Raw genomic sequence first — 2,136 nt, 5'->3', positions numbered from 1 at the left:
GCGGTATAAATGGCGTCCCCTAGGGGATTCGAACCCCTGTTACCGCCGTGAAAGGGCGGTGTCCTAGGCCTCTAGACGAAGGGGACAGAAATTATTTCAGTGAAGTATGCTTCACTTAATTTCTGTAAGACGAATTTACATTAGTAAACGATCAGCCTTACCTAAGATATTAAAGGTCAGAAAAGTGCTTTTTCTGACCTTTACTAACCGTTGAAACGATTAGTAAAATTGGTGGAGCCAGGCGGGATCGAACCGCCGACCTCTTGCATGCCATGCAAGCGCTCTCCCAGCTGAGCTATGGCCCCTGACATGTGAACAATTCCTGCAAAATTAGAAGGAGTGTTCCGTGACAGCGGGGCGCATTCTAGGCATCCCCCACTGCCCTGTCAACGGTTTTTTAGAGATTTTTCAGGAATTTTCTCTGTTCGCTATAAAAGTAAGCGCTTTGGCTATTCTCTGCGCAACTTTCTCTTTTTCAATCAGGTTTAACGTCAAATCTAAGGAAGGAGAATTTCCCCCTCCTGTCACCGCTACTCGTAGTGGCATGCCGACTTTGCCCATTCCAATATCAAGCTCGTCAGCGGTCTGGTTTATTGCCCTTTGAATATTTTCCGGATTCCAGTCCACAATCGCTTGTAACTTATCGTTAACCGTTTCCAGGGGGATCCTGGCTACCGGTCGAAGATGTTTTTTTGCGGCCTTTTCTTCAAAATTAGCAAAATCTTCGTAAAAGTAACCGCTAATTTGTGCCATCTCTTTAAGGGTTTTCACTCTATCTGCTTGAATAGCAATTACATCTTCCAGCGCCGGGCCATCGGTGAGGTTTATATTTTGCTCTTCAAAATGCCACCTCGCATGAGCGGATACCTCATCAACTGGTAACGACTTCATGTAGTGCTGATTGAGCCAGATAAGCTTTTCAGTATTAAAGGCAGATGCAGACTGACCAATAGCATCTAAACTAAAGTGTTCAATCATTTCATCAAGGGTGAAAATTTCCTGATCGCCATGAGCCCACCCCAGGCGAACCAGATAATTAAGCACTGCGTGAGGAAGAAAACCATCATCCCGATACTGCATTACACTAACGGCACCGTGTCGCTTAGACAACTTTTTGCCATCATCCCCGAGGATCATTGATACATGAGCATAATGTGGGATTGGTGCGCCCAACGCTTCAAGAATATTAATTTGGCGGGGCGTATTATTTATATGGTCTTCGCCCCGGACAACGTGGGTAATTCCCATATCCCAGTCATCCACCACCACACAAAAATTATACGTAGGCGTACCATCACTGCGTTGAATGATAAGGTCATCAAGTTCCGTATTACTTATTTCTATTTTGCCACGGATGTGATCATTAATTATAACTTTACCATCCAGAGGATTTTTAAACCGAACTGCAAAACTTTCACCTTCAGGGTGATCCGTACGATCACGCCAAGTTCCTGGATATCGTGGTTTTTCACCACGTAATTTTTGTTCTTCACGAATTTTATCCAGCTCTTCAGCACTCATGAAGCACTTGTAAGCTTTCCCTTCGTTCAGCAATTGCTGAATCAACTCTTTGTAGCGGTCAAAGCGTTCGGTTTGTAAATACGGCCCTTTATCCCAGTTGAGCCCAAGCCATTGCATGCCATCCAAAATCGCCTGCTTCGCTTGCTCGGTGGAACGTTCTATATCTGTATCTTCGATACGCAGCACAAACTCCCCACCCTGACTTTTGGCGTAAAGCCATGAATAAAGTGCAGTGCGCGCACCTCCAACATGTAGATAGCCAGTAGGGCTAGGCGCAAATCTGGTTACAACCGACATAAATTCTCTCTGTGAAAAATAGATGTTAGATAATCCGCCCATTCTATCAGCGTTAGCGCTGAGGCAAAACATTCGCGACGCTGACGATGTAATTATTTGCGCAAGTAACGTCAGATTAAAATATTCCGACTGATGACTTTTTATCCAAACAGTTCATTGGGGTTAATTTTATTGTTGACAGTTTATGAGGCGACTCTATAATACCGCCCCACTTGCCCAAGACGGCAAGGGAAAGTCAAAGGACGCTTAGCTCAGTTGGGAGAGCATCGCCCTTACAAGGCGAGGGTCACTGGTTCAAGTCCAGTAGCGTCCACCACT

1 protein-coding gene and 3 tRNA genes are annotated in these 2,136 nt (G+C 45.1%); 1 reads left to right on the top strand and 3 read right to left on the bottom strand.

Annotation, left to right across the window (positions count from 1 at the left end; translation table 11 throughout):
* Positions 1-10: 10 nt before the first annotated feature.
* The 3 genes from F458_RS0112840 to gltX all read right to left on the bottom strand — a co-directional run bounded on the left by F458_RS0112840 (position 11) and on the right by gltX (position 1,818).
* A tRNA-Glu gene (locus F458_RS0112840) sits at positions 11-86 on the bottom strand.
* 143 nt (positions 87-229) lie between these two features.
* A tRNA-Ala gene (locus F458_RS0112835) sits at positions 230-305 on the bottom strand.
* 103 nt (positions 306-408) lie between these two features.
* A complete protein-coding gene (gene gltX / locus F458_RS0112830) occupies positions 409-1,818 on the bottom strand; it encodes a glutamate--tRNA ligase (protein WP_018983834.1) in 1,410 nt (469 codons plus the stop codon).
* Positions 1,819-2,058: 240 nt separating this feature from the next.
* On the opposite strand from gltX, the gene F458_RS0112825 reads away from it, so the two are divergent.
* A tRNA-Val gene (locus F458_RS0112825) sits at positions 2,059-2,134 on the top strand.
* Positions 2,135-2,136: the final 2 nt, after the last annotated feature.

It is taken from the genome of Salinimonas chungwhensis DSM 16280 (assembly GCF_000378185.1).
Classification (GTDB): domain Bacteria; phylum Pseudomonadota; class Gammaproteobacteria; order Enterobacterales; family Alteromonadaceae; genus Alteromonas; species Alteromonas chungwhensis.
This window is presented reverse-complemented; position numbering and strand designations above follow the sequence as displayed.

Excerpts from the sequence above, each read along its gene's own strand:
- gltX (WP_018983834.1), bottom strand. The coding sequence starts at position 1,818 with ATGTCGGTTGTAACCAGATTTGCGCCTAGCCCTACTGGCTATCTACAT.